The following is a 22,519-nucleotide window of genomic DNA, read 5'->3' on the forward strand; positions in this document are numbered from 1 at the left end:
GCAGCCGTGGCAGAGCAGGCCGCAAAAGACCAAAAACTCCTGTCTGATCTGGGCTTAGCGGCCAAAGATGGAAAGAATCCCCTGATTGCGGGGCTGGCAGTCGACAGCCGTGAGGTGAAGCCCGGCTTTCTGTTTGCCGGCTTGCCAGGCTCGAACATTCATGGCGGCGAGTTCATTCAATACGCGTTGCGTCAGGACGCGGCCGCCATTTTGACGGATGCGACAGGCGCTGCCTTGGCCGCAGATGAATTGGACGGATCGGATGTGGCGCTGGTTGTCACAAGCGACCCGCGCGGCGCGCTGGCCGCTGCCGCGGCGCTCTGGTTTGGGGCGCAGCCTGCGAATATGGTGGCCGTTACAGGCACCAACGGCAAAACCTCGGTTGCGAGCTTCACGCGTCAGATTTGGACGGCGCTTGGCCTGCCAGCAGTCAACCTTGGGACCACAGGCGTCGAAGGCGCATGGACGGCGCCCTTGGGACATACGACGCCGGAACCGATTACGCTTCACCGTGCTCTTGCCGGGGCGGCCGCGCATGGTGTGACGCATGCCGCGATGGAGGCATCGTCCCATGGGCTTGATCAACGTCGATTGGACGGGGTCAACCTGCGGGCGGCGGGGTTCACCAACTTCACGCAGGATCATCTGGATTATCACGAAACGTTCGAGGCGTATTTCGCCGCCAAGGCGGCCCTGTTTGAACGGGTGCTGCCGCCTGATGGTATCGCGGTAATCAACATCGACGACCCGCGCGGTCAGGACATGGCAAATCTCGCACGTGGTCGCGGACAATCGGTCCTGAGCGTTGGACAGCACGAGGATGCGCTCTTGCGCCTTGAAGCCCAGCGTTACGATGCGACCGGACAGGATATTCGTATCCGGTATGACGGTGAAACAACTCAGGTGCGGCTGGATTTGCTGGGTGGGTTTCAAGCCGAGAATGTCCTGATTTCCGCCGGTCTGGTCATCGCCTGCGGCGCAGATCCCGCGCAGACCTTCCGTGCCTTGGCCGAGTTGCAGACCGTACGCGGCCGCATGGAACTCGCGGCGACACGCGACAACGGCGCGGCCGTCTTTGTTGACTATGCCCATACGCCCGACGCCGTTGCGACCGCCCTTCAGGCTATGCGCCCGCATGTGATGGGACGGTTGATCGTGATCGTCGGGGCAGGCGGCGACCGTGACCCGGGTAAACGCCCGCTGATGGGGCAAGCGGCGGCGCAATATGCGGATGTTGTCTATGTCACCGATGATAACCCCCGCAGCGAAGACCCCGCCCGCATTCGCACGGCGGTCATGGAAGGCGCGCCAGAAGCGACCGAAGTCGGCGACCGGGCCGAGGCCATCCTGCGTGCCGTCGATGCGCTTGGCCCGGGCGATACCTTGCTGATTGCGGGCAAAGGCCATGAAACGGGGCAAATTGTCGGCGATCAGGTGCTGCCCTTTGATGATGTGGAACAAGCCTCGATTGCGGTGGCTGCATTGGACGGAAAACTCGGATGACCTTATGGACTTCGGCAGAGGCGGTTGAGGCGACGGGCGGGCGCGCGACTTCGGACTGGGTGGTCAACGGTGTCAGCATCGACACGCGCACTTTGCAGCCCGGCGATCTTTTTGTGGCGCTCAAGGCCGCGCGCGACGGTCATGATTTCGTCGCGCAAGCCCTCGAAAATGGAGCGGGGGCCGCTCTGGTGTCGCGTGTTCCGGACGGCGTTCCAGAAGACGCGCCGCTTTTGATTGTGCCAGATGTCCTTGCAGGGCTTGAGGCTCTGGGTCGGGCGTCCCGCGCGCGAACACGTGCGCGCATTGTCGCTGTGACTGGCTCAGTCGGTAAAACATCAACCAAGGAAATGCTGCACACGGTCCTCAGCCGCCAAGGACGAACGCACGTTGCGGAGGCAAGCTATAATAACCACTGGGGCGTGCCGCTTACTCTTGCACGCATGCCCGTCGACACCGAATTCGGTGTGTTCGAGATTGGCATGAGCAATCCGGGCGAAATCGCCCCATTGGCGCGGATGGTGCGTCCGCACGTTGCGATGATCACTGCCATTGCTCCGGCTCATCTTGAGGCCTTTGACGATATTTCCGGCATCGCGCGTGAAAAGGCATCCATTACAGAGGGGCTGGAACCGGGCGGCATAGCCATTTTGAACGCCGACACGACCTGTGCTGACCGTCTCTTTGAAATCTCGGCAGAAAACGGCGCGGAATGCCGTGGATTTGGCGCGGCAGGCGACGCCGTCACTCTCACAACGCTGACACTGTCCGGCGATACGACACTGGTAGAAGCCACGTCAGGTGACGATGCGTTCCTGCTCAAGATCAACTCGGCAGGGCGACACTTTGGCATGAACGGGTTGGGCGTTCTGGCTGCTGTTCAGGCGCTGGGTGGCGATCTTGGCCGCGCGGTGGTCGACATGCCTCTTTGGCGCCCGCCCGCTGGGCGTGGCACGCGTGAACGGATTATTCTGGATGAAGTCGAGGTCGAAGCGTCGATTGATCTGATTGATGATGCCTTCAATGCCAACCCGACCTCCATGGCTGCAGCATTTGAGGTGTTGGCTTCGGCTGAACCTGTCCACAATATCGGTCGTGTGCAAAAGGGACGGCGGGTGGCCATCCTTGGGGACATGCTTGAGCTTGGGGCCGACGAATTGGACAAACACGCAGCTCTGGCCGCCGACACGAACCTCGCGAAGTTCGACAAAATCCATTGCGTCGGGCCCAGAATGCACGCGCTCTACGAAGCTCTTGCACAGCATATGCGCGGGCATTGGTTTGAAACCGCAGACGCGGCCGCATCTGAAGCCCACCGCTTGATCGACGCGGGCGATGTGGTGCTGATCAAAGGCTCGAAAGGGTCTCAGGTTGCCCGCGTGGTTGACGCAATACGCAAACTCGGGCATCCGCCCGCTCAATAAGTAGGGGCCAACTGCGTGTTGGCCCACAGTATCAAGGGACCAGAGCAATGCTTTATTGGTTGACCCTCCTGTCGGACGGTGGCGATTTTTTCAACCTGTTCCGCTACATCACCTTCCGGGCGGGCGGGGCCTTTATCACCGCGCTGGTCTTTGGGTTTCTATTCGGTCGCCCGCTGATCAACCTGTTGCGCAAGAAACAGGGTAAGGGACAGCCGATCCGCGAAGATGGACCCGAAGGTCATTTTTCAAAGGCAGGCACCCCGACCATGGGCGGCGCTTTGATCCTTGGGGCTTTGATCGTGTCGACCTTGCTTTGGGCACGGCTCGACAACGGCTTTGTCTGGATGGTCTTGTTCGTGACAGTTGCTTTCGGAGCCATCGGATTTGCCGATGACTATGCCAAGGTCTCAAAACAGAACACTGCGGGCGTGCCCGGAAAGCTTCGGCTTGGGCTTGGGTTCATCATCGCCACGATCGCGGGGCTTGCAGCCTATTACCTGCACCCAGAAAGCCTGCAAAACCAGCTGGCTCTGCCTGTTTTCAAAGACACGCTGATCAATCTGGGCATCCTTTTCATCCCATTCGCGCTGATCGTAATTGTGGGCTCGGCCAACGCTGTGAACCTGACCGATGGTCTTGATGGTCTGGCCATCATGCCGGTCATGATCGCTGCGGGTACCTTGGGGGTCATCGCCTATGCGGTCGGCCGCGTCGATTTCACGGACTACCTTGATGTGCACTACGTGCCGGGAACGGGAGAAATCCTGATCTTTTCGATGGGGCTGATCGGTGGGGGGCTTGGTTTCCTGTGGTACAATGCGCCCCCGGCTGCAGTCTTTATGGGTGACACCGGCTCCCTTGCCCTGGGAGGTGCGTTGGGTGCGATTGCCGTCGCGACCAAGCACGAAATCGTGCTGGCCATCGTTGGCGGTGTGTTTGTTGTCGAAGCGCTGAGCGTCATTATTCAGGTCGCCTATTTCAAGCGCACCGGCAAGCGCGTGTTCCTGATGGCCCCCATCCACCACCACTACGAAAAGAAAGGCTGGGCCGAGCCTCAGATCGTGATCCGCTTCTGGATTGTCTCGCTGATCCTCGCGATGATCGGGCTTGCGACGCTGAAGGTCCGGTAATGGCTTTGGCGCGCAATGAAGTCCGGCGGGCGTTGGTCACCGGCGGAAACCGCGGGATAGGCGCGGCCATTGCAGACGGTCTTGCCGCGAAAGGCGTCGACGTCACAATCGGCGTACGGGAGCCGGGCGCCGTCGACAGTCCACACAAGACGATGCCGCTGGACCTCGCCGAGCCAGAGGCGCGGCATCTTCCAGACACCGGCTTTGATATCTTGATCAACAACGCAGGCGTCCTGTTTGATCGCCCTTTGCTCGCAGATCCCGACGGATATCGTTTGTCGATGTCCGTGATGGTCGATGGGCCATATGATCTGATCCGTCAGATCGGGCCGGCGATGGCGGCGCGCGGCTATGGCCGGATCGTCAATGTTTCCAGCGGTTGGGGCAGCTTTTCCGAAGGTCTCGGCGGCGGCGGTGCCTATGGCATGGCCAAGGCGGCTTTGAACGGTCTGACAGTTCTAGCTGCACGCGAGTTGCCCTCGGCGGTCAAGGTCAACGCGATGTGCCCCGGCTGGGTCCACACCCGCATGGGTGGCCAGTCCGCGCCGCGCACACCTCAGGAAGGTGCAGACACCGCGCTGTGGCTTGCCACGTTGGACGACAGCGGCCCGACTGGGGGCTTCTTTCGCGACCAAAAGCCGATTAACTGGTAGCCTGAACCGTCCCAGAGCAAGAGCCCGCAGCAATGATCCCTGTCCAAGGTTACGCAGATAAAACCGTATTCGTGCTTGGCATGGGGCGCACCGGTCTGACGGCAGCGCGCGCGCTGGAGGCCGGTGGGGCGCGTCCCATCTGCTGGGACGATGGCGAGGCAGGGCGCAGCCGCGCCGCAGATGAAGGATTTCAGGTTCAAGACCCGCTGAAGGGAGACGCTCTCGGCTCTGCATCAGCCCTGATTATCTCACCCGGCATTCCGCATCTGTATCCCCAGCCACATCCCGTCATTGCAGCGGCCATGGCAGCGGGAGTCCCCGTGGACAACGATATTGGCCTGTTCTTTCGCTCCTACGCAACGCGTGCGTGGGAAAACTACGATCAAACGCCAAAGGTCATTGCCGTCACAGGCTCCAATGGGAAATCGACAACCTCCGCTTTGATCCATCACGTTCTGGAGCAGGCCAACCGTCCCGCTCAGCTTGCGGGCAATATCGGGCGCGGGGTGCTTGATCTTGATCCGGCTGCCGATGGGGACGTCGTCGTTCTGGAACTCAGCTCGTATCAGACAGATCTCGCGCGGGCATTGACCCCCGACATTGCGGTGTTCACCAACCTGTCGCCGGACCACCTGGACCGACATGCTGGCATGGGCGGCTATTTTGCGGCCAAGCGCCGGCTCTTCGCAGAAGGTGGACCGGACCGCGCGGTGGTTGGCGTAGATGAAAACGAAGGCCGCTACCTTGCGATGCAATTGTCTGAGGGACCAGCAGATGACCGTGTCATCCGCATTTCTTCGGGTCAAAAACTCGACGGGCCGGGCTGGTCCGTCTTCGTCAAGAAAGGCTTCTTGTCGGAAACGCGCAAAGGTCGCCAAGTGGCCTCGATCGACTTGCGTGGGGTTTCCGGCCTGCCCGGTGCGCATAATCATCAAAATGCCTGCGCCGCCTATGCTGCCACGCGTTCCATCGGGATCGCACCACGCGTGATTGAGGCCGCCTTTCACAGTTTTGGTGGGCTGCCGCACCGATCCCAACTCATCGCCGAGGTTGGTGGCGTTACCTACGTCAACGACAGCAAGGCTACGAATGTCGACAGCGCCGCCAAAGCGCTTGAGGCATTCCAGAACATCCGCTGGATTTGCGGTGGGCTGCAAAAGGAAGGCGGCCTTGATGGTCTCCATGCTCACCTAGGCTCAGTCCGCAAAGCCTATGTCATCGGGCGCGAGGCAGAAGCCTTCGCCCTTGGGCTGGGCGGTATCGACGCGGCCATCTGCACAACAATGGCCGAAGCTGTTTCGCGCGCTGCTGACGATGCCGAGGCTGGCGATACAGTGTTGCTGGCACCAGCGGCTGCGAGCTTTGACCAATACGACAGTTTTGAGGCGCGCGGGAACGACTTTGCCGATCAGGTGGAAAAACTCACCCATCAGGACGACAGCTAACCTTCATCTTTCCACAATAACCTTTGGGGGAGGCCGCAGGCCGGGGGCAAAGCCCCCAATCAGCTTGCCGCTATCGCCTGTCCGGCGGCCCATCCTGACGACCACGCCCACTGGAAATTATAGCCGCCCAACCATCCCGTCACGTCGACGGCCTCACCAATAAAAAACAGACCTTGGATGTTTTTGGCCTGCATGGTCTTCGACGACAGGGCTTGGGTATCCACACCGCCCAGAGTGACCTCTGCCGTGCGGTAGCCCTCGCTGCCTCCGGGACGCAGCCGCCATGATCGCAAGGCGTTGCAAATCTCTTCAATGCGTGCGTCGGAAAGTGCCCCAAGCGTTCCGGCCCAGTCCATTTCGGGCGTGAGATGCTCGACCAGCCGCGCGGGCAGGTGCCGTGCAAGCTCTGTGGTGATCTGCCGTTTGCCGGTCTCTTTGCGCGCCGCTTTCAGATGATCTGCCAGCGGCGTGTCCGGGAGCAGGTCGACGATGATTTCTTCCCCCTCCCGCCAATAGCTTGAGATTTGCAGGATCGCGGGACCGGACAGCCCGCGATGGGTGAACAGCATAGCTTCGTCAAATCCTGCGCGCGCGTTTGAAATCCGGGCGGGCGCGGCCACGCCCGAAATCGGTGCAAATCGTTTTTCAGGAAAGGTGAATGGCACAAGCGCGGGGCGCGTTTCGGTAACGGGCAATCCAAATTGGGCCGCAATGTCATAGGCCCGACCTGTTGCGCCCATCTTGGGGATCGACTTGCCGCCGCACGCCACCACGACGTTTTTGGCCGTCACGCTGTGACGCTGTCCATCCTTTTCCAACTCAGCCACAAACTTGCCGTCATGGCGCAAGTCGATGAGCGACGTCTGCAACCAAAGCTGCGCAGCCCCCATCTCGGCGCGGAGCATTGCGATGATATCCTTGGCAGTATCATCGCAGAAAAGCTGCCCCAAGGTCTTCTCATGATAGGCGATGCCGTGCCGCGCCACGAGGTCGATGAAATCCCATTGCGTGTAGCGGGCCAGCGCCGATTTTGCGAAATGCGGGTTGGCGGACAGGAACCGGGCTGGTTCCACTTCCATATTGGTGAAATTGCAGCGCCCGCCGCCGGAAATGCGGATTTTCTCACCTGGTGCTTTGGCGTGATCTATCACAAGCGCGCGCTCACCCAGTTGTGCCGCACACATCATTCCAGCCGCGCCGGCTCCAAGTATCAGACATTCCACATGCATGGGCCGTCCCTGCCGCGTTCCGTCTGTGCGTGCAAGGGCCTCACGTGCGACGCTTAAGGGCAAGCCACACTGTCAGACCCTGCGCCTCTGGGTCCTCGGGTACAAAAGCCTCGACATCAAAGCCAGCATCGTTGAGTAAATCTCGATATTCAGTTGGATCAAGACTGGCGTGATAAAGGGGCTCTCCTTCGAATTCACCGATGCGCTCGCTTGCTTCTGGCCCGGACGTGAACATCAGCGGCGCGCCGGGCTGGGCATGCTGCGCAAAGACGGAAAACATATTGCGTTGGTCGTGCGGCGTGAGATGGAAAAAGCTGTTCCACGCCAGAACCCCATCAAAGCGTTGCTGCAAGTCCAGTCCGCGCATGTCGGCCTCAATCCATGTCTGATCAGGCAGGCGGTTTCGCGCCTCGGCCAATAGCGATGCTGAAGTGTCGACGCCTGTAACCGTAGCCCCATCTATGACCAAGGCTTCGGCAACCGGAGCGCCAAACCCGCAGCCCAGATCAAGAACAGTCCCGCCTTTCGGCACCAATGCCGTGAACCTGATGAACCATTTGCGCTCATTACCGATAGGCTTGCGAAGGCGTCGAAAGGCTGTGGCGTGACGTTGGTAAATCCCAACAATCGCCTCTGCATCATCGTTCATCGCTGATCCTCGCCGATGGTCACAGCTTAGCCTAGCTTGCATGGCGCGAACCGGCTATACTGCGTGTCAGACCCCGAAAAGGGGCGGTTAATGAGGTAGGCAGTAGATCCATGACAGAGATGGTGCATGGTGCGATTCCGGTCGCATCCTCCGATCCGATCATCCCCCGTTGGTGGCGCACATTGGACAGCTGGTCCATGTCGGCCGTCTTCATGTTGTTTGCCGTGGGCATTCTTCTGGGACTTGCAGCCTCACCACCACTTGCAGCCAAGAATGGGTTTGAGCCGTTCCACTACGTTCAGCGCCAAGGCGTGTTTGGCGGTTTGGCCCTTGTGGCGATGATCATCACGTCGATGATGTCACCCTCAGTCGTGCGCCGACTGGCCGTCATCGGGTTTTTCTGCGCCTTCATCGCTTTGCTGTTCTTGCCCATCTTCGGGACCGATTTCGGCAAAGGGGCAACGCGTTGGTATTCACTCGGATTTGCATCTGTCCAACCCTCGGAATTCCTAAAGCCCGGCTTCATCGTCTTTGCCGCATGGCTCTTGGCCTCCGCACAGGAAATCAATGGACCACCCGGGCGCGTCTATTCCTTTGCTGTCGCCATGGTCATCGCATTCCTTTTGGCCATGCAGCCTGACTTTGGTCAGGCTGCATTGGTCCTATTCGGCTGGGGCGTGATGTATTTCGTGGCGGGGGCACCCATGCTCTTGCTGGTGTGCATGGCGGGGCTTGTGATCCTTGCAGGCTCTGTTGCCTATAGCCAATCAGAGCACTTCGCCCGCCGCATCGACGGGTTTCTGGCCACGGATGTCGATCCGACGACGCAGCTCGGTTACGCCACCAACGCGATCCGCGAAGGCGGTTTGTTCGGCACCGGAGTGGGCGAAGGACAGGTCAAGTGGTCCTTGCCCGATGCCCATACCGATTTCATCATCGCGGTTGCCGCAGAGGAATACGGGATGGTGCTGGTATTCTTCATTATCGCGCTCTATGCGACCGTGGTTGTTCGGTCGTTCATGCGCCTTATGCGTGAACGCGATCCGTTTATCCGCCTTGCGGGAACGGGTCTTGCCGCGATGTTTGGGGTTCAGGCCATGATCAACATGGGTGTTGCGGTTCGTCTTTTGCCAGCCAAGGGCATGACATTGCCATTTGTCAGTTATGGGGGATCGTCTCTGATCGCCGGGGGGATCGCCGTCGGGATGCTGCTGGCCTTTACGCGCACGCGGCCACAGGGCGAAATCGGTGACATCCTGAAAGGGCGCACGCGATGACCGACGCGCCGCGTCTTGTCATCGCGGCCGGCGGCACCGGGGGTCATATGTTTCCCGCGCAGGCCTTGGCCGAGGCCATGTTGCAGCGCGGTTGGCGGGTCACTTTGTCCACCGATGAACGCGGTGCACGCTACACCGGCGCGTTCCCATCTGCCGTCAAAATCGAAACTGTGGCCTCAGCCACCTTTGCGCGCGGCGGGGTCGTGGCCAAAGCTGGCGTTCCTTTCCGGGTCGCTGGCGGCGTCATCAGCGCATTGTCGAAATTGCGCGCTGATCGTCCGGCGATCGTTGTTGGTTTTGGTGGCTATCCGTCCATTCCAGCCATGGCGGCTGCCACTCTTTTGAAAATCCCGCGCATCATCCACGAACAAAACGGTGTCCTTGGACGCGTGAATGAGCTTTTTGCCAAACGTGTCGACGCCATTGCCTGTGGAACATGGCCGACCGAACTTCCGGATGGGGTCGAAGGTGTCGATACCGGCAACCCGGTGCGCGGTGCCATTCTGGACAGGGCAGGGGCCGGATACATCCCGCCCGGCGACTATCCTATGGAGATCCTCGTGATGGGCGGCTCTCAGGGCGCGCGCATTTTGTCGGATATCGTGCCACCCGCCATCGCGGCGTTGCCAAATGATATCCTGCGCCATCTACGCGTCAGCCATCAGGCCCGGGAAGAAGACGTGGACCGGGTCGAGACGTATTACGGAGACCACGGCGTCCGTGCGGATGTGCAGACATTCTTCACCGATGTCCCGGCGCGCATGAGCGAGGCGCAACTAGTGATTACGCGGGCGGGGGCTTCGACTGTGGCTGATCTGTCGGTCATCGGACGGCCTTCGATCCTTGTGCCGCTCGCGGCCGCCGTGCGCGACGAACAGACAGCCAACGCGCGCGGGCTTGTCGATGCAGGCGCTGCCATCCTGATGCCAGAGAGCACCTTTGAAGTTGCCCCGCTGACGGAACAGATCACCTCGATCATGACAAATCCCAAAGCCGCCACGCAAATGGCTGCGGCGGCGTTGTCTACCGGTAAACCGGACGCGACCGAGCGCCTTGTCGCCCTTGTCGATCAACTCGCCATTCCCCAGTAACCCGTTTATCAGGACCCAAGTTAATGCGTGACTTTGCAGGAGAAGCCAAAATGGCCGCCACCAAATTGCCCGGAGATGTCGGACCGATCCATTTCGTGGGGATCGGAGGAATCGGCATGTCCGGCATCGCCGAGGTGTTGCTGAACCATGGCTATGTCGTGCAGGGGTCGGATCTAAAAGCGTCCAAGATCACCAAACGTCTGGCCGATCACGGGGCGCTGATTTTCGAAGGGCAACGCGCCGAAAATCTGGAAAATGCGCAAGTTGTCGTGATCTCCAGCGCGATCAAACCCGGCAATCCCGAACTGGACGAAGCACGCCGCCGTGGTCTTCCAGTTGTCCGTCGCGCCGAGATGCTGGCCGAGCTGATGCGGCTCAAGTCCAACATCGCCGTCGCGGGGACGCACGGCAAAACGACGACCACAACAATGGTCGCCACGCTTTTGGATGCAGGTGATTTTGATCCGACCGTCGTGAATGGCGGCATCATCCATGCCTTCGATTCCAATGCCCGCACTGGCGACGGCGAATGGATGGTGGTCGAAGCCGATGAAAGCGACGGCACCTTCACACGTTTGCCTGCCACTATCGCCATCGTCACTAATATCGACCCCGAACATATGGAGCATTGGGGCGACTTCGACACGCTGCGCAAAGGCTTCCTCGATTTCGTCTCGAACATTCCGTTTTATGGCTTGGCAGTTTGCTGCACTGACCACCCAGAGGTGCAGGCGCTGGTCGGGAAGATCACAGACCGCCGCGTGGTCACCTTTGGCTTCAACGCTCAGGCGGATGTCCGCGCGGTAAACCTTCGATACGAACGCGGGTCAGCTCATTTTGACATTGCTTTGCAGGCCGATGACCTCGTGATCGAAGGGTGTGTGTTGCCGATGCCGGGCGATCACAACGTCTCGAACGCTTTGGCAGCCGTGGCCGTGGCACGCCATCTGGGCATGACTGGGGATGAAATCCGCGACGCGCTCGCTGCGTTCGGGGGGGTGAACCGTCGCTTTACCAAAGTTGCCGAAGTGGATGGCGTCACGATCATCGACGACTACGGACACCATCCGGTCGAAATCGCCGCTGTTTTGAAAGCCGCCCGCCAAGCGACCGAAGGCCGCGTCATCGCTGTGCACCAACCCCATCGCTACACGCGGCTGTCCTCGCTTTTTGAGGATTTCTGCACCTGTTTTAACGAGGCCGACGTTGTGGCCATCGCAGATATCTTTGCGGCAGGTGAGGACCCGATCCCCGGAGCGTCGCGCGATGATCTGGTCACCGGCCTGATCAACCACGGCCACCGCCACGCCCGCGCGATCAATGATCTGGCGGATTTGACGAGGTTGGTGAAAGAACAGGCTCGCGCTGGCGACATGGTCGTATGTCTTGGGGCAGGGACCATCAGCGCGTGGGCGAACGCACTGCCGAAGGAGTTGGGTTGAACCCACCGCAGCCCCGGACGTGATCCGGGGCCTCGCTCGGTTGCTCGGCGGGATAATTCCCGCCCTACACCGCTGCCCGTAGGGCGGGGTTCACCCCGCCATCTCCCAACCTTGGCCAAACCACACCACAAGCCCCGGATTTGATCCGGGGCCACGCTCGGTTGCTCGGCGGGATAAATCCCGCCCTGCACCGCTGCCCGTAGGGCGGGGTTCACCCCGCCATTTCGCAACATTCGCCCATCCGCACCCCACGCCCCGGACCTGATCCGGGGCCTCGCCGAACAACTGCACCAACCATGACATCGAGGTCCCGGGTCAAGCCCGGGACGCGGAGCGCGCTCACTCCTACTTGACCCCCGTGCCCCCAAACCCCACGCTCGGCCCATGTACTCCATCGCTGCCGCCTGTCTCTGGCTCATCCTCGCCAACCTCCGCGCCATGTTCCCCTCCCGCGACCACCACTGGCGCTTTGCCTATGGGATGATGGCGCTCGGCGTGCCGGTTTTGGTGTGGGTTTATGTGGAGAATGGTTGGGTGGGTGCAGTGCTGGTCCTGCTCGCCGCCGCCAGCGTCCTGCGCTGGCCGCTGGTTTATGCGTGGCGGTGGGTGGTACGGACAGGCAACAGAGGGTAGCCTAATTGTACAGGCTGGGTAGTAGATAAGGGCCGAAATCTCCATGTCTCTTCGAGATGCATCGACGGTTCGTGACAGAGTCTTTCAGTCTCTCAGTTCAGCATCCACGCCAGATCTGGCGCAGCACTTTCTTTTCAGCATGGGCCAACGGTGGATTCTGCGGCAACTTCCGAGTTTTATTGTATATTCCCGCAGTAGGTGGGGCCACTCGGCCTATGGTTTTCCATTTTCGCCAGTGCTGAACTCAATCCTTTCAGGTGGCTTAAGCGTAAGCTCCGATGTTTCGGAGCGACTGCTGCTTGAGTTGCAGGATCAACTTCATGAATTGAGCGGGAAATCGCATTTTTACTTAGCTTGCTGGAGATTGCTCTCTAGCCGCAACAGAAGTTTGCCAGATCAAGCAACGCAACTGATAGAGATCGCATCGGATGCTATCAGTAGCTCCACTCATTCTTTGCCAGCAAATTGGCTCATTGAGCAATTCGAAACGGACCTCGCCGAGTACCGGTCTGGAAATACGCCGCAGAAACTCAATTCGACGGCAAACGGACAGTTTGATGCGCAATGGCAGGCCTTGAAGTCTTCAATGGCTAACAAGCAACTTTCGGAACCGAATGGGGATCACTGGGTAAACAGAGAGCACCTAGCGAATTGGACGTTTTGGGTAGATTGGTACCAAACACTCTTAGATGGCGAGCCATTCGACGAAGACATGTTGTTGGAAATCGCTCACATCAAAGAAGAGGGCGAAAACTATGCATACCTTTGGGCACAAGACCCTGCCGAAGCAAATAGACGAGTGCTCGAAATCTACGACCGATTTCATTCGGGAAATGGTCCTAAAAATGCCGACATAGGTGACTTGCTCAGCGCCTCACTTGTTCGCTTTGAACTCGACACCCTACACAACCTGATGATTGCCATCCCGTTCGAAGAGGATTGGGAGCATTTATCGGACGCAGGGGCCTTGGACGCGCTTCTGAAGGACGTCGAAGACTTCCGTGAAGACCTCCAACTCTTCTGCCAAGCGCTCGAACTTGAAGATGGCGGCATGCAGGGTGTAGGACTAGTTCGGACGTACCTTGGTGCAATTCTGGCCGAGTTCGAAAAAGCAGAAACCGTGGGTTCGCTCCGGGTTGGGCGGATCGCTGAGTGGCGAAGGCTGCTTGAGACCAAGGCCAACAAAGAAAGTACGGCTCTTGAATTCGGGGACTACGCCGAACCGCTTAGGTCGGCGGTGGGTAACTTAACGCAATTGTTGCAAAAACACTTTGCAACGACCATCGCTCGTTTTTCGGTGCTTCGCGGCATTCACATGGAGGCCGACGCCAAGCCGTGGGACGTGGTCGCGACCTTTGCCGAGATGATTAAAGACATGCGGTCCGGCGTGGACGGCAAATACCCGGCACTTGCCAAGACCGATCTGGCAATCTTTGAAGAGGTGCTCGACAGCCTGAATGCAAAGGTCCGCGAACTTGAAGCCGCTGAAACCGAAGAGCAACGATCCAGCTTGCAAAAGGAAATCGATTTCCAACTTGCGCGCATGATGGTCAGCGTCAGTATGTATCGTGAAGATGCAGGCAAAGCCGCGAAGGTGGCCGGGACGGCGGCCGATGCAATGATCAAATGGAAGAAGCGCTCGGATGGCTTGCAAGGCCTTGGGCAGGTCATTTTGGACTTCTTGCAGAACTGAGTTCGCCCGTATTAATGGCTCGTTCGCTTAACTAAGATGCCTTTAATCACGCCACCTTTGCCACTCTGCCCCCTAGCGCGGAATCAAGGGCGTCAGCCCGCCGCGCGTTCACTGGGCCGCCCCCACGGGGCAGTGAATGGCTAGCCACTGAGAGCTGAAACCAACTCGGAGGCAAAACGACTGCCATAAACCGCGCCGCACCCACGTCGGATCACTGCCCCGCGGCCCAGCGAACGCGCGGCGGGCACCTCTCGCCAATGTACAAAACGTACAAGCCCCTTAGGACACCCCGTGCAAAATGTACCAACCGCTGCCCGTTGAATGTCCTTGCGCAACATTGCACAACGGCGCAACATCGCAGCCTGAGGCGCATATGACCGATCTTCCCACACCGCGTGGCACCTTGACCCTCGACCGCCCGCTTGCGGACCTCACGTGGCTGCGTGTCGGTGGGCCGGCGATGGCGTTCTTTCAACCGCAGGACACCGATGATCTGGCGGAATTTCTGCGGGATTTGCCCAACGAGATGGATGTCTTTCCAATGGGCGTTGGGTCGAACCTGATCATTCGGGATGGGGGCTTGGATGCGGTTGTGATCCGGCTGGGGCGTCCGTTTATGGACATCACCGTTGCCGGCAGCACCGTTACCGCAGGTGCTGCTGCGCTGGACAGCCGGGTGGCCATCACCGCTGCGAAAGCAGGCATCGACCTGACCTATTTGCGCACCATCCCCGGCAGCGTCGGCGGCGCGGCCAAGATGAATGCAGGGTGTTATGGCACCTACACCGCGGATGCCTTCGTGTCCGCCACGGCTGTCACGCGGGCGGGGGATGTGGTCACACTGCGCCCGGAGGATATGCATTTCGCCTATCGCCAGACCGAATTGCCTGAAGGTATGGTGATTACCGAGGTCACGCTGACAGGCCCGCACGGCGACCCCGACGCCTTGGCCGCGAAAATGGACGAACAACTGGCCAAGCGCGATGCAACCCAACCGACCAAGGACCGCAGCGCAGGATCGACCTTCCGCAACCCGGCGGGCTTCAGCTCAACAGGGCAGGCGGATGACGTGCATGATCTGAAGGCGTGGAAAGTCATCGACGACGCTGGACTTAGGGGTGCGACGCTTGGCGGGGCCCAGATGTCGGAGAAACACTCGAACTTTCTGATCAACACCGGCACTGCCACCGCCGCCGATCTTGAAGGTCTTGGCGAGATGGTTCGAAAAAAGGTTTACGAAAACAGCGGCCTCACGCTAGAGTGGGAAATCATGAGGGTCGGAAAAACGACCCCAACAGCAGAAAACTAAACAGGCGCGTTTCAACGCAGCAAAATCAACCGACCGGCGCTTGAACGACCGGCGAGAGAGGCAGTAGGCGGGCATGTCGGGTAGGGCATCCCAGAAAGTTGCCGTCCTGATGGGCGGCCCATCCGCCGAGCGAGAGGTCAGCCTTTCGACGGGCCGGGAATGTGCGTCTGCACTTCGGGTCGCTGGGTTTGACGTTATCGAAATCGACGCCTCTGAAACCTTGGTCGAAGATCTGAAAGACGCAAAACCTGACGTCGTTTTCAACGCCCTGCACGGTCGCTGGGGTGAAGATGGCTGTGTGCAGGGCATTCTTGAATGGTTGCAGATTCCGTACACGCATTCTGGCGTGCTGGCCTCGGCCACGGCCATGGACAAAGAGCGCAGCAAAGATGTTTTTCGCGCTGCGGGCTTGCCGGTTGTTGACAGTATCATTGCCGACAAAGCCTCCATCATGGCGGCGCATGTGATGACACCGCCCTATGTCGTGAAGCCAAATAACGAAGGCTCGAGCGTCGGCGTCTATATCGTGCAAGAGGCCGCAAACGGCCCGCCACTTATTGCCGATGAAATGCCAGATTTGCTTATGGTTGAGGCTTACGCGCCGGGCCGGGAATTGACGACGACCGTGTTGGGGGATCAGTCCCTGGTCGTGACCGATATCGTGACAGACGGTTGGTACGACTATCACGCGAAATATGCAGCAGGCGGATCACGTCATGTGGTTCCCGCAGACATTCCGCAGGACATAACAGAGGCGTGCATGGATTACGCCCTGCGCGCTCACAAGGCGCTCGGGTGTCGTGGCATGTCCCGGACAGACTTTCGGTGGGATGAAACGCGCGGTGTCGATGGTCTCATTCTTTTGGAAACGAATACCCAGCCCGGCATGACGCCGACGTCGTTGTCGCCTGAACAGGCGGCCCATGCCGGTATCGACTTTCCGGCACTGTGTCGTTGGCTGGTAGAGGATGCCTCATGCAACCGCTAAGCCAATCAATGAATGGCGTTCGCCAACTTGCCGACCCGACCAAATCGCGGTTGGGCTACCGCCTGCAGCGCATTTGGCTGACGCCGCTGTTTCGGGCACTGATCCGGACCGGCATTCCCTGTGCCATCGTTCTCCTTTTTGCGATTTCCTATCTGCAAAAGCCTGATGTGCGGGTGGCGCTGGCGCAAGGCGCTGTCGAAGCGCGCGACTGGGTGCATGAGCGTCCGGAATTCATGGTCAAGCTCATGGCCATTGAAGGTGTCAGCGATGCGGTTGCCGATGCTGTGCGGGCGGAAGTCCACATCGATTTCCCGACGTCTTCTTTCGACCTCGATCTTGTGACGCTGCGCGACCAAATCGATGCGCTTGCGCCGATCAAGGATGTCGCGGTTCGCATTCGTCCAGGCGGCGTCCTGGAAGTGTCGGCTGTCGAGCGTACTCCGGCCCTTGTCTGGCGCGCGCCCGACGGCATGAAGCTTTTGGATGTAGAGGGTGTGGCGGTCGCAGCCATAGCGGAGCGTGCGGAGCGCCCCGAATTGCCGTTGGTTGCAGGCGAGGGCGCGGATCAAGCGGTGCAAGAAGCGTTGCAGCTTGTTCAAGCGGCCGCTCCCATTTCAGAACGGTTGCGCGGTTTGCAGCGGCAGGGTGCGCGTCGCTGGGATGTCGTGCTGGATCGGGAACAAGTGATCCAGTTGCCAGAGGATGACCCAGTTCCTGCATTGGAACGCGTCATTCTGCTGAACGACGCGCAGGACCTTTTGGCCCGCGACATCACACATATTGATCTTAGAAATCCCACCCGCCCGACCTTGCGGCTGGCCCAATATGGACTGGCCGAGATGCGGCGGATCAAAGGGATCGAGTTTGGAGCGAGTGGACAATGACGGACCTGTATTCAGCCCAAAGGGCGATGCGGAACATGCGCAAGGCCGCGATGCAGCGCGGCGTGATTGCCATTCTTGATGTTGGGACCTCCAAGATCGCATGCCTCGTGCTGCGGTTTGACGGCCCGGACCAATTCCGCGAGCAGGACGGGCTTGGCTCTATGGCTGGGCAGTCCGCGTTTCGCGTCATCGGCGCCGCGACGACCCGATCGCGCGGTGTGCGGTTCGGCGAAGTCGACAGCATGGCCGAAACCGAGCGTGCCATTCGCACGGCCGTGCAGGCCGCCCAAAAGATGGCCAACGTGCGCGTCGATCACGTTATTGCCTGTTTTGCGGGCGCAGAGCCGCGCTCTTATGGGCTGGCCGGTGAAATTCAGTTGTCTGGCGACGTGATCAGCGAGCAGGATGTGAGCCAATGCCTCGCCTCGTGTGATGTGCCTGCCTATGGCGAGGGGCGCGATGTTCTACATGCGCAGCCCGTGAATTTTGCGATTGACCATCGCAGCGGCCTTGGGGACCCGCGCGGGCAGTCCGGCAATCGTCTTTCCGCGGATCTGCATATGCTGACCGTGGATGGCACCGCGGTGTCCAATCTGGCCTATTGCGTCAAACGCTGTGACCTCGAGCTCGCAGGTTTGGCTTCTTCGGCCTATGTGGCGGGCGTTTCGTCACTTGTTGAGGACGAACAGGAACTCGGCGCGGCCTGTATTGATTTCGGCGGCGGCGCGACAGGCATCAGCATCTTTATCAAGCGACACATGATCTACGCCGACAGCGTGCGCATGGGCGGCGAACATGTGACAGGTGACATCAGCCTTGGGCTTCAGGTGCCGATGGCCACCGCTGAACGCATCAAGACGTTCTACGGCGGCGTCGTTGCCACCGGTATGGACGATCGCGAGATGATTGATATTGGCGGTGACACCGGTGATTGGGAGCATGACCGCCGTCAGGTCAGCCGTGCCGAGTTGATCGGCATCATGCGTCCGCGTGTCGAAGAAATCCTCGAAGAAGTCCGGATGCGGCTCGATGCTGCCGGGTTTGATCAGCTTCCCAGCCAGCAAATCGTTCTGACAGGCGGCGGAAGCCAGATTCCGGGGCTGGACGGACTGGCTTCTAAAATCCTCGGTCAACAGGTGCGTCTGGGTCGTCCGCTGCGCGTGCAGGGACTGCCACAGGCGGCAACCGGGCCTGCCTTTGCCGGGGCGGTGGGGCTGTCGCTTTTTGCGGCACACCCACAGGACGAATGGTGGGACTTTGAGCTTCCCGCCGACACCTATCCGGCGCGGTCACTGAGACGCGCGGTAAGATGGTTCAGAGAGAATTGGTAGCAGCAGGATATTGCGCATCCGCCGAAATACGGCGGAATGTGGCAAAAATTTGCCAATATTTTGCGGTGCTGCCTTAGTTTTTGCGTGACCCCAAAGCCACAGGCGGCTACGGTAGCGCAAATACAGAGAAAAAGTCCGTGGGGCGCGGACAAGAGCAACGGACAGAACAGGCGGTAACGATATGACATTGACCCTTTCAATGCCCGGCCAAGAGGAAGACCTTAAGCCGAGGATTACAGTGTTCGGCGTCGGCGGTGCGGGTGGAAACGCAGTCGACAACATGATCGAGAAAGAACTCGAAGGTGTGGAGTTTGTAATTGCAAACACCGACGCTCAGGCTCTTTCCGGCGCGCGCGCGCCGTCGAAGATCCAGATGGGGATCAAAGTCACCGAAGGTCTGGGCGCGGGCGCCCGCCCTCAAGTTGGTTCGGCAGCCGCCGAAGAAAGCATCGAACAAATCGTTGATCATCTGGCTGGCGCGCACATGTGCTTTATCACAGCCGGTATGGGCGGTGGCACCGGAACGGGTGCAGCCCCGATCATCGCGCAAGCTGCGCGAGAACTTGGCGTTCTGACCGTCGGCGTCGTGACCAAACCCTTCCAGTTCGAAGGTGCCAAGCGCATGCGTCAGGCCGAAGCAGGGGTTGAAGCCCTGCAAAAGGTCGTTGATACGCTGATCATCATTCCGAACCAAAACCTGTTCCGGCTCGCCAACGAGAAGACGACCTTTACGGAAGCCTTCAGCATGGCAGACGACGTCCTCTACCAAGGCGTTAAAGGCGTGACCGACCTGATGGTCAAGCCGGGGCTCATCAACCTCGACTTTGCCGACGTTCGCTCTGTCATGGACGAGATGGGCAAGGCCATGATGGGCACCGGCGAAGCGAATGGCGAAGATCGCGCCGTCCAGGCCGCTGAAAAAGCCATCGCAAACCCGCTGCTGGACGAAATCAGCCTTCGCGGTGCGAAGGGCGTGTTGATCAACATCACTGGTGGATACGACCTGACCCTGTTCGAACTGGACGAGGCGGCCAACCGGATCCGCGAAGAGGTGGATCAGGATGCAAACATCATTGTCGGTTCGACGCTCGATGTGGACATGGAAGGCGCGATGCGCGTCAGCGTTGTTGCGACCGGGATCGACGCCAGCGAAATCGTGCAGGACGTTCCAGTCCCACGTCGCTCCATGGCGGCGCCAATCACCCCTGCCGCGGCAGAGCCAAAGACCGAAGTTGCAGCCGAGCCTGAAGTCGCTGCAGAGACGGCCCCCAGCTTTGAGACCGCGCGCGTTGAAACACCAGAGCCTGACTTGTTCCAGCCTCGCGCCGAAGAGCCAGTCGCGGAGCAAGCCGCAGATGACCTGCCGCCTCCAGCCTATCAGCCTGCGCCAACACCGGCGTTTGAGCCACGGGTAGAAGAAGAGCAAGAAGTTGCAGCCTTTGTCGCGCCACGCGCACCGGCGCCCGGCACTCCATCTCCAGAGGCAATGACGCGCCTTCAACAGGCGGTCAACAAAGTGCCATCGCCGCGCGCGCCAGCACCACAGCAGCCAGCAGCAACCGCCCCTGCACCTGCGGAAGAAAAGCCGCGCTTTGGCATCAACTCGCTGATCAACCGTATGACGGGCGCACCAGCCGAATCGGAAGAACCAACGCCGGTTCGCCGCGCACCGCCAGTGCAATCATACGAAGAAGAAGCGCAGGTAGATCCAGAGCAGGAGCGGATCGAAATCCCTGCATTCCTGCGCCGGCAAGCAAACTAAGTCACTGAAAAAGTTATAAAAACGCCGCCTTCGGGCGGCGTTTTTCGTTTCTGAAACGCCATGATTGGCGGTTTCCCGCGCAGCCCTGTCCCCATGTTTCAGAGCGTTACAAAGAGTGAGTTGAGGCGACACACTCCCGTGCGTACCTGAGTGTCACCGGTTGGGAGCCGGCTCGGCAGGGTGGCTGTCGAGATCCTAAATTTGGTGGTGGCTTTGCAAGCAACTGTACGCACATCTGTGACTTTCACCGGGGCCGGTCTTCATTCCGGGACTCCGGCAACGATAGTGGTGCGTCCTGCGGTGGCTGGCCATGGCATCTGGTTCTGTCGCACTGATGTTGCAAGCGGGGACAACATGATCCCGGCAATCTGGCACTCCGCCGAACACGCAGCTTTGTGTACCAAGCTGGTGAATGATGACGGCCTGTACGTGTCGACGGTCGAGCACCTGATGGCTGCGCTTGCTGGCTGCGGCATCCGCAACGCGTTGATCGATATCGACGGACCAGAAGTCCCGATCCTGGACGGGAGTTCTTCACCTTTCGTGAAGGGCCTTTTGCAAGGTGGTCTTCTGAAACAGGAAGCCGCGACGCAGGCGATTGAAATCCTGAAGACCGTCGAAGTCACTCAGGGTGACGCATCCGCGCGGCTTGAGCCTGCTTCAGTATTCTCGATGCAATTCGATATCGAATTTGCTGATGCGGCTATCGGCGCTCAGAGTAAATCGCTGACCCTGTCGAATGGCGCCTTTGTCCATGAACTGGCCAACAGCCGGACTTTCTGCCGTAAGGCAGACGTCGACCGGATGCATGCCGCTGGGCTTGCGCTTGGCGGAACCTACGACAATGCAATTGTTGTCGACGGCGACACTGTGCTTAGCCCCGGCGGCCTGCGCCACACCGATGAACCCGTCCGTCACAAGATGTTGGATGCTGTCGGTGACCTCGCACTAGCGGGCGCACCCATTATCGGTCGCTATGTCGGACACAAGTCCGGCCACACGCTGACGAACAAACTTCTGCATGCGCTGTTCGCCGATCCGTCGGCTTACCGCTTTGTCGATTGTGACAGCCGTCAGTCGGCATTTTTGCCAGGCGCGGGCGTGACGCTCGATGATATCGCATCGGTGTGACCGTCTTGCGATGAATGCGGATTTGATCTGCTTTCGAAACGTGGTAACCCAAGCAAAACTCAGTGCGCAGTCCGTCAAGGCCTGGCGCAAAAGAGCAGAGCGGTAGGGGTCATGTCATGGCAAAGCGTCTGACAGCATTCGCATTTGGCGTCGCATTGATGGGACTGACAGCCTGTGGGTTGTCGGACGAGCCCAACGTGCCGCTAGAAAACTTCTCTGCCAAGGAAATTTACGACCGGGGCGAGTTTGAGCTTTCGCGCAATCGTGCCGATGACGCCGCCCGCTATTTCGGCGAAGTCGAACGCCTTTACCCCTATTCCAGCTGGGCCAAGCGCGCTCTGATCATGCAGGCTTTTGCCTATCATCAGGACCGCGACTACCCGGCAAGCCGTTCATCGGCGCAGCGCTATCTTGATTTCTACCCCGCCGACGAAGACGCGGCCTATGCACAGTATCTGCTGGCTTTGTCATACTACGACCAGATTGATGAAGTGGGCCGTGACCAGGGGCTGACATTCCAGGCATTGCAGGCGCTTCGCACCGTGATCGAACGGTATCCGGATAGCGAATATGCCAAAACCTCGATCCTGAAATTCGACCTCGCCTTTGATCATCTGGCCGGGAAAGAAATGGAGATCGGGCGTTACTACCTGAAAAAGAAACACTACGGGGCGGCCATCAATCGGTTCCGCGCGGTGGTTGAGGATTTCCAAACCACATCGCACACGCCCGAGGCGCTTCATCGCCTCGTCGAAGCATATCTCGCTCTTGGGCTGGACGCCGAGGCGCAAACGGCTGGGGCCATTCTGGGCCACAACTACCAGTCGACGGTCTGGTACGAAGATAGCTTTGCCCTGCTGCGTGGACGCGGGCTTGAAGCAACCTCACTGGGCGATAACTGGTTGTCGGCGATCTATCGCCAGATGATCCGCGGGGAATGGCTGTAAC

19 protein-coding genes are annotated in these 22,519 nt (G+C 59.5%); 17 read left to right on the top strand and 2 right to left on the bottom strand.

Annotated features, from left to right (window positions below):
* Positions 1 to 6 precede the first annotated feature (6 nt).
* The 5 genes from FE702_RS01500 to murD are packed head-to-tail and all read left to right on the top strand — an operon-like array spanning position 7 to position 6,152.
* Positions 7 to 1,503, top strand: coding sequence for a UDP-N-acetylmuramoyl-L-alanyl-D-glutamate--2,6-diaminopimelate ligase (locus tag FE702_RS01500; RefSeq protein WP_147124453.1), 1,497 nt, complete (start codon positions 7 to 9; stop codon positions 1,501 to 1,503).
* Positions 1,500 to 2,924: a UDP-N-acetylmuramoyl-tripeptide--D-alanyl-D-alanine ligase gene (locus FE702_RS01505; RefSeq protein WP_147124454.1), complete on the top strand. Its 1,425-nt coding sequence runs from the start codon at positions 1,500 to 1,502 to the stop codon at positions 2,922 to 2,924. Before FE702_RS01500 ends, FE702_RS01505 begins: the two co-directional genes overlap by 4 nt.
* Before the next feature lie 47 nt (positions 2,925 to 2,971).
* On the top strand, positions 2,972 to 4,054 hold the full coding sequence (gene mraY / locus FE702_RS01510; protein WP_147124455.1) for a phospho-N-acetylmuramoyl-pentapeptide-transferase: 1,083 nt from the start codon (positions 2,972 to 2,974) through the stop codon (positions 4,052 to 4,054).
* Positions 4,054 to 4,707 (top strand): SDR family NAD(P)-dependent oxidoreductase, encoded by a 654-nt coding sequence (locus tag FE702_RS01515; protein ID WP_147124456.1) that lies wholly within the window; start codon positions 4,054 to 4,056, stop codon positions 4,705 to 4,707. Before mraY ends, FE702_RS01515 begins: the two co-directional genes overlap by 1 nt.
* Before the next feature lie 32 nt (positions 4,708 to 4,739).
* Positions 4,740 to 6,152, top strand: a complete 1,413-nt coding sequence (gene murD / locus FE702_RS01520; protein ID WP_147124457.1) for a UDP-N-acetylmuramoyl-L-alanine--D-glutamate ligase — start codon at positions 4,740 to 4,742, stop codon at positions 6,150 to 6,152.
* A gap of 59 nt (positions 6,153 to 6,211) precedes the next feature.
* On the opposite strand, the gene FE702_RS01525 is transcribed toward murD, so the two are convergent.
* Both FE702_RS01525 and FE702_RS01530 read right to left on the bottom strand, forming a co-directional pair.
* Positions 6,212 to 7,381, bottom strand: coding sequence for a BaiN/RdsA family NAD(P)/FAD-dependent oxidoreductase (locus FE702_RS01525; protein WP_147124458.1), 1,170 nt, complete (start codon positions 7,379 to 7,381; stop codon positions 6,212 to 6,214).
* Between the two features lie 40 nt (positions 7,382 to 7,421).
* On the bottom strand, positions 7,422 to 8,030 hold the full coding sequence (locus FE702_RS01530; protein ID WP_147124459.1) for a class I SAM-dependent methyltransferase: 609 nt from the start codon (positions 8,028 to 8,030) through the stop codon (positions 7,422 to 7,424).
* 110 nt (positions 8,031 to 8,140) lie between these two features.
* Between FE702_RS01530 and ftsW the strand changes: the two genes are divergently transcribed.
* From ftsW to FE702_RS01590, 12 genes are all read left to right on the top strand, one after another.
* Positions 8,141 to 9,307, top strand: coding sequence for a putative lipid II flippase FtsW (gene ftsW / locus FE702_RS01535; protein ID WP_147124460.1), 1,167 nt, complete (start codon positions 8,141 to 8,143; stop codon positions 9,305 to 9,307).
* Positions 9,304 to 10,398, top strand: a complete 1,095-nt coding sequence (gene murG / locus FE702_RS01540) for an undecaprenyldiphospho-muramoylpentapeptide beta-N-acetylglucosaminyltransferase (RefSeq protein WP_147124461.1) — start codon at positions 9,304 to 9,306, stop codon at positions 10,396 to 10,398. Before ftsW ends, murG begins: the two co-directional genes overlap by 4 nt.
* Before the next feature lie 50 nt (positions 10,399 to 10,448).
* Entirely contained in the window at positions 10,449 to 11,840 is a 1,392-nt protein-coding gene (gene murC / locus FE702_RS01545) for a UDP-N-acetylmuramate--L-alanine ligase (RefSeq protein ID WP_147124814.1), read from the top strand.
* 384 nt (positions 11,841 to 12,224) lie between these two features.
* Positions 12,225 to 12,473: a DUF2484 family protein gene (locus FE702_RS01550; protein WP_147124462.1), complete on the top strand. Its 249-nt coding sequence runs from the start codon at positions 12,225 to 12,227 to the stop codon at positions 12,471 to 12,473.
* A gap of 43 nt (positions 12,474 to 12,516) precedes the next feature.
* Positions 12,517 to 14,166: a hypothetical protein gene (locus FE702_RS01555; RefSeq protein ID WP_147124463.1), complete on the top strand. Its 1,650-nt coding sequence runs from the start codon at positions 12,517 to 12,519 to the stop codon at positions 14,164 to 14,166.
* A 373-nt stretch (positions 14,167 to 14,539) separates the two neighbouring features.
* Positions 14,540 to 15,475, top strand: coding sequence for a UDP-N-acetylmuramate dehydrogenase (gene murB, locus FE702_RS01560; RefSeq protein WP_147124464.1), 936 nt, complete (start codon positions 14,540 to 14,542; stop codon positions 15,473 to 15,475).
* Between the two features lie 73 nt (positions 15,476 to 15,548).
* A complete protein-coding gene (locus tag FE702_RS01565; protein WP_147124465.1) occupies positions 15,549 to 16,463 on the top strand; it encodes a D-alanine--D-alanine ligase in 915 nt (304 codons plus the stop codon).
* Positions 16,451 to 17,347 carry a cell division protein FtsQ/DivIB gene (locus FE702_RS01570; RefSeq protein ID WP_147124466.1) on the top strand — a complete coding sequence of 299 codons (897 nt, stop codon included), beginning with the start codon at positions 16,451 to 16,453 and terminating at the stop codon, positions 17,345 to 17,347. Before FE702_RS01565 ends, FE702_RS01570 begins: the two co-directional genes overlap by 13 nt.
* Positions 17,344 to 18,678 (top strand): cell division protein FtsA, encoded by a 1,335-nt coding sequence (ftsA, locus tag FE702_RS01575; RefSeq protein WP_147124467.1) that lies wholly within the window; start codon positions 17,344 to 17,346, stop codon positions 18,676 to 18,678. The genes FE702_RS01570 and ftsA overlap by 4 nt, the downstream gene beginning before the upstream one ends.
* 181 nt (positions 18,679 to 18,859) lie before the next feature.
* Entirely contained in the window at positions 18,860 to 20,440 is a 1,581-nt protein-coding gene (gene ftsZ / locus FE702_RS01580; RefSeq protein ID WP_147124468.1) for a cell division protein FtsZ, read from the top strand.
* 213 nt (positions 20,441 to 20,653) lie between these two features.
* Positions 20,654 to 21,571 carry a UDP-3-O-acyl-N-acetylglucosamine deacetylase gene (gene lpxC / locus FE702_RS01585; protein WP_147124469.1) on the top strand — a complete coding sequence of 306 codons (918 nt, stop codon included), beginning with the start codon at positions 20,654 to 20,656 and terminating at the stop codon, positions 21,569 to 21,571.
* Positions 21,572 to 21,687: 116 nt separating this feature from the next.
* Positions 21,688 to 22,518 carry an outer membrane protein assembly factor BamD gene (locus FE702_RS01590; protein WP_147124470.1) on the top strand — a complete coding sequence of 277 codons (831 nt, stop codon included), beginning with the start codon at positions 21,688 to 21,690 and terminating at the stop codon, positions 22,516 to 22,518.
* The last annotated feature ends 1 nt before the right edge of the window (position 22,519 follow it).

Origin of the sequence: Shimia ponticola (assembly GCF_007995215.1) — a bacterium.
In the GTDB taxonomy this organism is placed as follows: Bacteria; Pseudomonadota; Alphaproteobacteria; order Rhodobacterales; family Rhodobacteraceae; genus Shimia_B; species Shimia_B ponticola.

Bases quoted from the DNA above. Each gene is read 5' to 3' on its own strand.
- murB (WP_147124464.1), top strand. From the start codon at position 14,540: ATGACCGATCTTCCCACACCGCGTGGCACCTTGACCCTCGACCGCCCG.
- mraY (WP_147124455.1), top strand. From the start codon at position 2,972: ATGCTTTATTGGTTGACCCTCCTGTCGGACGGTGGCGATTTTTTCAAC.
- ftsA (WP_147124467.1), top strand. From the start codon at position 17,344: ATGACGGACCTGTATTCAGCCCAAAGGGCGATGCGGAACATGCGCAAG.
- FE702_RS01505 (WP_147124454.1), top strand. From the start codon at position 1,500: ATGACCTTATGGACTTCGGCAGAGGCGGTTGAGGCGACGGGCGGGCGC.
- murG (WP_147124461.1), top strand. From the start codon at position 9,304: ATGACCGACGCGCCGCGTCTTGTCATCGCGGCCGGCGGCACCGGGGGT.
- murD (WP_147124457.1), top strand. From the start codon at position 4,740: ATGATCCCTGTCCAAGGTTACGCAGATAAAACCGTATTCGTGCTTGGC.
- FE702_RS01515 (WP_147124456.1), top strand. From the start codon at position 4,054: ATGGCTTTGGCGCGCAATGAAGTCCGGCGGGCGTTGGTCACCGGCGGA.
- FE702_RS01570 (WP_147124466.1), top strand. From the start codon at position 16,451: ATGCAACCGCTAAGCCAATCAATGAATGGCGTTCGCCAACTTGCCGAC.
- FE702_RS01550 (WP_147124462.1), top strand. From the start codon at position 12,225: ATGTACTCCATCGCTGCCGCCTGTCTCTGGCTCATCCTCGCCAACCTC.
- ftsZ (WP_147124468.1), top strand. From the start codon at position 18,860: ATGACATTGACCCTTTCAATGCCCGGCCAAGAGGAAGACCTTAAGCCG.
- FE702_RS01555 (WP_147124463.1), top strand. From the start codon at position 12,517: ATGTCTCTTCGAGATGCATCGACGGTTCGTGACAGAGTCTTTCAGTCT.
- FE702_RS01530 (WP_147124459.1), bottom strand. From the start codon at position 8,030: ATGAACGATGATGCAGAGGCGATTGTTGGGATTTACCAACGTCACGCC.
- FE702_RS01565 (WP_147124465.1), top strand. From the start codon at position 15,549: ATGTCGGGTAGGGCATCCCAGAAAGTTGCCGTCCTGATGGGCGGCCCA.
- ftsW (WP_147124460.1), top strand. From the start codon at position 8,141: ATGACAGAGATGGTGCATGGTGCGATTCCGGTCGCATCCTCCGATCCG.
- FE702_RS01525 (WP_147124458.1), bottom strand. From the start codon at position 7,381: ATGCATGTGGAATGTCTGATACTTGGAGCCGGCGCGGCTGGAATGATG.
- murC (WP_147124814.1), top strand. From the start codon at position 10,449: ATGGCCGCCACCAAATTGCCCGGAGATGTCGGACCGATCCATTTCGTG.
- FE702_RS01590 (WP_147124470.1), top strand. From the start codon at position 21,688: ATGGCAAAGCGTCTGACAGCATTCGCATTTGGCGTCGCATTGATGGGA.